The sequence below is a fragment of the Photorhabdus sp. RM71S genome (assembly GCF_042879355.1).
In the GTDB taxonomy this organism is placed as follows: Bacteria; Pseudomonadota; Gammaproteobacteria; order Enterobacterales; family Enterobacteriaceae; genus Photorhabdus; species Photorhabdus kayaii.
Window position 1 is genome coordinate 1 of the sequence record NZ_JBHFKV010000093.1, and the last position, 6,630, is coordinate 6,630.

Annotated in this window: 9 protein-coding genes; 5 read left to right on the forward strand and 4 right to left on the reverse strand. The window is 55.7% G+C overall.

Features of this window, described 5'->3' with window-relative positions; all coding sequences use genetic code 11:
* Positions 1 to 339: hypothetical protein (locus ACGF5R_RS23225; protein WP_387692962.1), on the forward strand; the 339-nt coding region annotated here is incomplete at its 5' end.
* Positions 336 to 620, forward strand: a complete 285-nt coding sequence (locus ACGF5R_RS23230) for an Imm53 family immunity protein (protein WP_387692964.1) — start codon at positions 336 to 338, stop codon at positions 618 to 620. The genes ACGF5R_RS23225 and ACGF5R_RS23230, both read left to right, overlap by 4 nt.
* A gap of 58 nt (positions 621 to 678) precedes the next feature.
* On the opposite strand, the gene ACGF5R_RS23235 is transcribed toward ACGF5R_RS23230, so the two are convergent.
* The 3 genes from ACGF5R_RS23235 to ACGF5R_RS23245 form a co-directional block, all read right to left on the reverse strand.
* On the reverse strand, positions 679 to 876 hold the full coding sequence (locus ACGF5R_RS23235; protein WP_054481467.1) for a hypothetical protein: 198 nt from the start codon (positions 874 to 876) through the stop codon (positions 679 to 681).
* Positions 877 to 890: 14 nt separating this feature from the next.
* Entirely contained in the window at positions 891 to 1,211 is a 321-nt protein-coding gene (locus ACGF5R_RS23240; RefSeq protein ID WP_387692967.1) for a SymE family type I addiction module toxin, read from the reverse strand.
* Between the two features lie 77 nt (positions 1,212 to 1,288).
* A complete protein-coding gene (locus tag ACGF5R_RS23245) occupies positions 1,289 to 1,621 on the reverse strand; it encodes a helix-turn-helix domain-containing protein (protein ID WP_387692974.1) in 333 nt (110 codons plus the stop codon).
* 136 nt (positions 1,622 to 1,757) lie between these two features.
* Here ACGF5R_RS23245 and ACGF5R_RS23250 point away from each other — a divergent pair, with 136 nt between their 5' ends.
* From ACGF5R_RS23250 to xerC, 3 genes are read left to right on the forward strand one after another with little or no spacing between them, the layout of a single operon-like run.
* Positions 1,758 to 4,457 (forward strand): CHC2 zinc finger domain-containing protein, encoded by a 2,700-nt coding sequence (locus ACGF5R_RS23250; RefSeq protein WP_387692969.1) that lies wholly within the window; start codon positions 1,758 to 1,760, stop codon positions 4,455 to 4,457.
* Positions 4,458 to 4,467: 10 nt separating this feature from the next.
* Entirely contained in the window at positions 4,468 to 4,665 is a 198-nt protein-coding gene (locus ACGF5R_RS23255) for a hypothetical protein (RefSeq protein ID WP_387692971.1), read from the forward strand.
* Between the two features lie 10 nt (positions 4,666 to 4,675).
* The gene (xerC, locus tag ACGF5R_RS23260; protein ID WP_387633207.1) at positions 4,676 to 5,698 is read left to right on the forward strand and encodes a site-specific tyrosine recombinase XerC; all 1,023 of its coding nucleotides are present in this window, start codon (positions 4,676 to 4,678) and stop codon (positions 5,696 to 5,698) included.
* A gap of 362 nt (positions 5,699 to 6,060) precedes the next feature.
* Here xerC and ACGF5R_RS23265 read toward each other — a convergent pair whose 3' ends face one another.
* Positions 6,061 to 6,240 carry a hypothetical protein gene (locus tag ACGF5R_RS23265; RefSeq protein ID WP_387692972.1) on the reverse strand — a complete coding sequence of 60 codons (180 nt, stop codon included), beginning with the start codon at positions 6,238 to 6,240 and terminating at the stop codon, positions 6,061 to 6,063.
* Positions 6,241 to 6,630: the final 390 nt, after the last annotated feature.

Here is a 6,630-nt window from a genome sequence, read left to right on the forward strand (position 1 = left end):
GACCCATTCGGGTTAGCAGGTAAAAATTGCCAAGATGTTGGTAATAAGCCTAAAAATGCTCAAGAAATGGCAGAGGAGTTAGCTAATCAACTTAATAAAAATACAGTGACATTCTCAACTCCAACAACTATGGGGCATATAGATTTAAGAGGTAGAGCGCATTTTGATAAAATAACCCAAACGGATATACCAACTCCACATGTTCAAACTTCACCAATAAATATAGCTCCTAATGGAAAACGCTTTCCTTTGAAAAAGCAGGAAGTAGCCAGACCTGCTACTAAGCAAGATATACGTACAGCTAGAGAGCTAGCTAAAAAACAAGGGATATTAAAATGAATGATAATATCATTGAACACCTTCAAAACTGGTATCAATCTAAATGCGATGGAATGTGGGAACATGAGTATGGCTTTGATATCAGTACATTAGATAATCCTGGTTGGAAGGTTAATATATCAGGAGAAAATGGGAAAAACCCATTAAATATTATTGTAAATAACACTGATGACGATTGGGTAAATATAAAGGCAAGTGAAAGAGAATTTAAAGGATATGGAGGTATTACAAATTTAGAGACAATACTGAAATATGCAGCACAATGGCTTGATAAAGTGTAGAAATATAAATTAATTAAAGCCGGAAAGATCTTTCGAGATCTTCCGGCCTTTTTATGATCTACCTTGGTGCATACCCACGGTAAGCCAGAGCAGATTGAAGCTTAGAGATCGCATCTTTGATCTGATACGCTTCTTCGTCATTCACCGCGCAAGCCCGTATCTCAGACCAGCACAGCCGCTTAACCAGCTGGGCCAAGGCCAGTGCCTCAATGTGGGTTAACTGAATATCCTGTAAATGTTCAATGGCTATCGTCATCTCATGCTCTCCCCTTAACCCGCAAAACCACTTATCAGCGCCCGCATCTGCTGCTTAATTTCCCGCAGTTGGGCCTGTTGCCGCTGGTACTGCTGATGCTGTTGTTGCGTGGCCTCACTCTCTGGAATAAGCACCAGACAACCATCCATCACCTTCACCGTAATCTGACCCCCGGTATTAAACCCCGCCTGTCTCAGCCACTGCCCCTTCAGATGTATCGCCGGTGTGGCCTTGTTTACCCGGTTACCGTTCGGCACATAACCCACCGTGTAATAACGTTCTGTTCTTGCAGCTTTATTTACTGCCACTTCTGCCTTAGAATGCGCCTTAGCCATAGTAACTACCCTTTTTAGTTGCTTGTGGTGAGCGGCTTTATCGTGTTGCAACCACGGTACAGCCGCGTTAAATCAGGTCAGCCCAATAACCGCTTTGCCTGATGTTTTAAAATCATGGCATCCAGAACCGAGGTCACAGAGCGTTGCTCCTCCTCGTCCATCTGTTTAACCGCCTCAAACTTTAGCTTAAGTTCGTCCTGCGGCTCCCGTTCGCCCTCCTCAAATATCAGCCAGTCAGCCGAAACATTAAACGTAATAGCAATACGCTTAAGAATGTCTAAAGAGGGTTGAGCCTCACCAGATTCATAGCGGCGAACTTGTGTCAGATGTATCCCCACCTTGTCAGCCATCTGTGGCTGAGTCAGTCCTTGTTGCTTACGCAGTTGCAGAAAACGGGCAGAAAAGCTCATCCAGAATGTTCCTTTATCAGTCGTGATGGCTTCCATTATCTCCCCCTGTTCTGAATAGACTTGACTAAATGACCTTTATAGGACATATAATAGTGTCTATATAGAGCATTGACAAGGATTTAAAAGGAACATTTTTATGGCCCGCATTCCCGAAGCAGAACTACAGCACCTGAAAGCCGCTGTCTCCTTAGTGGCCGTGGCGGAACAACAGGGCCGAAAGCTGGTTAAACGGAGCAAAGATTACGTGCTGCTGTGCCCGTTCCATCAGGAGAAAACCCCGTCAATGGTATTGAGTCCAGAAAAGAACCTCTATCACTGCTTCGGCTGCAATGAAGGCGGCTCGGTGCTGGACTGGGTGATGAAAACTGAAGGCTTAAGCCTGCGCCATGCGGCGGAGCGGTTACGCGCCTTACTGGGCGAAAATCCGGCGGTCAAGCCGCTGGTTGCACCGTCTGAACCGGCGTTGCTGGTCGAAGATGAAGCGGGCCGGCAGGCGCTGCTGCATCGGGTGGTGGAGTTCTATCACCATACGTTGCTGAATGCGCCGGAGATGCAGGCGTACCTGACTCAGCGGCGGCTCAATCACCCGGAGTTAGTGGCTCACTTCCGGCTGGGCTTTGCCAACCGCACGCTGGGGTATCGGCTGCCGTCGAAGAAGCTCAAACCGGGCGCGGAAATCCGGGCGCGACTGCGGGCAGTTGGCCTGATGCGGGAATCGGGTCATGAACACTTTACCGGCTCGCTGGTTGTACCGGTTATCAATCCTCAAGGGCAAATACAGGAAATCTACGGACGTAAAATCGGTGACCACCTGCGGGCGGGTACGCCATCGCACCTTTATCTGCCGGGCGCGCATGGCGGCGTCTGGAATGAAACGGCGCTGATGGCCGCGAAAAGCCTTATCGTGTGTGAATCGCTGATTGATGCGATGTCGTTCTGGGTCACCGGTCATCGGAACGTGACCGCCGCTTACGGGGTCAATGGCGTGACAGCCGACCACTGGCAGGCGTTCGAACGGCACGGTATCAAACAGGTGCTTATCGCGTTCGACAATGACAGTGCGGGCAATGAAGCGGCGGTGAAACTGGCAGAGGCGCTGCTTGTGCGGGGTATCACACCGCTGCGCGTGATGTTCCCCCCTGAAATGGATGCCAACGACTATCTGTGTCAGATGGCCGAGCCGGAAGCCGCTTTCGCCCTGCTGCTTGAGAGCGCGACGCCAATGTCAACCGCAGTGACAACGCGCACGGAAGTGAAGGTATCAGCAGAAGCCGCCCCGCCTCCGGCTTTAGCCGCTGCTGTGGCGGCAGTGCAAAACCCGACGCCCGGCCTCATCTGGGAAGCGGGGGCAGACGGGGAACTTAAGGTCTCGCTGGGCAGCCTGCGCTGGTGCATTCGGGGGTTGTCTTCCGTGAAAGCGGGCGCAGTTGCCATGAAGCTCAATGCGCAGGTCATTGATACCCAAAGCGGCGTGATGTTCCTGGATGGCGTTGACCTGATGAGCGCACGCAGCCGTCAGGGTTACGCGCGGATGGCAGCGGCTGAGCTGGGGCTGGCTGAGGGGGATATTCGCCGGGCACTGGGACAGGTATTACTGGCGGTTGAACAGTGGCAGCAGCAGGGGGAAATGGGGACTGAGCAGAAAACGCCGGAGATGAACGAAGCCGAGCGGGCAGCGGCGCTGGCGTTGCTGCAAGACCCGAACCTGACGGCGCGTATCACCGCGGATTTAGCCGCCTGCGGGGTGGTCGGCGAATCAACCAACCTGCTGGCCGGGTATCTGGCCGCCGTCAGCCGCAAACTCGCCAAACCGTTAGCGGTGCTGATACAGAGCAGCAGCGCGGCGGGGAAATCGTCATTGATGGACGCAGTCCTCAATCTGATACCTCAGGAAGAACGGGTGCAGTACAGCGCCATGACCGGGCAGAGCCTGTTTTATCTGGGTGAAACCAACCTGCAACACAAGATACTGGCGATAGCCGAAGAGGAAGGGGTACGGCAGGCCGCCTATGCGCTTAAGCTGTTACAAAGTGACGGCGAGCTGACCATTGCCAGCACCGGCAAGGACGAAGCGACCGGCAATCTGGTCACCAAAAGCTACACGGTCAAAGGCCCGGTGATGCTGATGCTGACCACCACCGCCATTGATGTAGACGAAGAGCTGCTGAACCGCTGTCTGGTGCTGACCATCAACGAATCGCGGGAACAAACCGAAGCCATCCATGCGTTGCAGCGCCACCAACAGACCCTCGAGGGACTGCTGGCTGAAAACGAGCGCGACTATCTCACCGCCCTGCACCAGAACGCCCAGCGGCTGCTAAAGCCCCTGAATGTGGTCAACCCTTACGCCTCACAACTGACGTTCATGTCCGACAAGACCCGCACGCGCCGCGACCACATGAAATACCTGACGCTCATCCAGAGTATCGCCCTGCTTCATCAACATCAGCGGGCAGTCAAAACCACCGAGCACCGTGGCAAGGCCATTGAATACATCGAAGTCACCAAAGACGATATCCAGCTTGCCAACCGCCTCGCGCATGACATCTTAGGCCGGACGCTCGACGAGATGCCACCGCAGACGCGCAGGCTGTTGCTGCTGATACAAGGCTGGGTCAGGGAAAGCGGGCAGCCGCGCCATGACATGTTGTTTACCCGCAAAATGCTGCGGGATGCGGTGCAGTGGGGCGATACCCAGCTGAAAATCCATCTCTCGCGGCTGGTTGAAATGGAGTACCTGCTGCTGCACCGGCGCGGGCTGACGTTCATCTACGAACTGTTGTTCGACGGGGAAGACAGCGACACCGCGCACCTGAGCGGGCTGATAGTGCCCTGAATGGGACAGTATGAAATCGTCCGGTCGGGGTAAGGCGTTAAATGGTCGCCTTCCGGTCGGTATCAGGTCGGCGAGAGGTCGGGTTAACCGTATCAGCGCAAAGGCAGGCACAACAAGGCTTCACAACAAAACGGTCGGGTTCAGCGAAAAATCACTGTTTCGGCAGGACAGAATAAAAAATCGTAGCGTACCGACAGCACACCCATAAGAGGCAGACGATGGAAACACAACCGACTTTTACCCTTGCAACCTTACGCCAGCAGCTTGAGGCATATCTGGAAATCCAGACCGCCAGCGGGCACAGCACCCGGACACCGGAAACCTACCGGGAATGGTTAACGCCGTTCGTGGACTGGTGCGAGATGCGGGCGGTCTACCATGCGCCGCAGGTCTCTCTGCCGTTGCTGGAGAGCTGGCAGCGGTATCTGCGCCGTTACCGCAAGGCAGACGGACAGCATTACGGCAACAACAGCCAGTTACAGCGACTTCGTTGCCTGCGGGGTTGGTTTCGCTGGTTATTGCAACGCCACCATATCCTGTATAACCCGGCTGACATGCTGATACTGCCGAAAGAAGAGCAGCGGCTGCCCGCGCAGGTACTGAGTGACGTCGAGACGGAGCAGGTACTGAACAGTCTCGACACCCAGACGCCGCTGGGTCTGCGTAACCGCGCCGTGCTGGAAGCGCTCTGGAGTACGGGTATCCGGCGCACAGAACTGATTAATCTGAGACTCGGCGACATAGACCGCCATCGCGGAGTGGTCGTTGTGCGACAGGGAAAGAACGGACACGACCGGGTGGTGCCGATAGGGGAACGGGCGCTGGCGTGGCTGGAACGGTATCTGGCTGACGTGCGCCCGCAACTGGCTTACCGATATGACAGCGGATATGTGTTTATCACAGTCAGAGGTAACCCATTATCACGCAACACCTTAACGCAGATGGCAGGGCACACCATCCGTGAGGAAGCCAAACTCGACAAAGCCGGGTCATGTCACGTGTTCCGGCACTCAATGGCCACGCAGATGCTGGAGAACGGCGCTGATACCCGGCATATCCAGGCCATACTGGGGCATAAAAAGCTGGAGACGACACAAATCTATACGCGGGTGGCTATCGGTCACTTAAAAGAAGTCCATGAGCAGACGCACCCGGCAGAGCGGAAACCGAAAAAGCAGAAAACGCCGCCAGACAACAGGCAGACGGAGAGCGCTAAGCCGGACAGCCCGAAGCCGACCTGAACGCCCGCAGTTGCCGGACAGTCTTTAAGGTTAGCCGGTTCCCTGTGAGCGTGTGGGGTGCAGTGAAAGGCAGACCGCGCGCGTCCCTGCGCACGGACTGCCCCCTACCTTCTGAGTGCCGGCGGTAAATGCCGGCCGCCCGGCCCTAAGCTCCGGTGTTCTCTGTCACAACCGTTGCCGGTCAGCCGCCATTCAACATAATGTGGCATTAAGCGCAATGGGCCTGCACGGCCCGCCACGCTTAACGAAACATTATGTCGGCGCCGCCCACCCAAGGGCGCTGCGCGGTCACCTCAACAACAGCGTGCGGCTGGCCGCCGGGGTGAGCCTCTCAGCCCCAGAGGCGCACCGGGTTCGCTCGCTCACCCGCTGCTGTCAATATCAGTGCTAAAACCCACCGCCGCAGTCGCCGCCGTCCCTGGCGGCTCCGGTGCCCAAACCCGCCTGAAACCGTTGCCGGTCAGCCTGTTAAGGTCAACAGCCCTGAAAGCAGGCCAGCGAGCTGGCCGCGGTTTATGGCCCCCGCCCCAACCCCGCTGCACTGGCTGCGCCCGGCTCGCAGTCGCAGGCTCCTTGCTCGTTGCCGTGCTCGCCATCTCCGCCCCGTCCGCCCCCGCGGGCGGGGGCTCCCCGCTTAACGGCTTCACCTGCGGGCCTCGCCAGCCCGCACCCGGCCAACCCGCGTCAGCGGCGCAGGCAAGCTGCCCCGCCGTCGCGGGTTCCCGATAAAACCCGGTTCCGGCAGGAAAAGCGGGCCGAAACCCGATTATGACATTGGGGGAAAAGTGAGCTACAATCGGCAAAGTGCACATCGGGGTTTTGGGTTCGCGGGGGTGAGTGAAGTGGGGAGGCGTGGCTCTTTAACAGGCTGTTATTAAAGAAAAAAACCCTAAGAAAACAGTATGATCGTGTCGGGGCAGTCCCTAAGACCC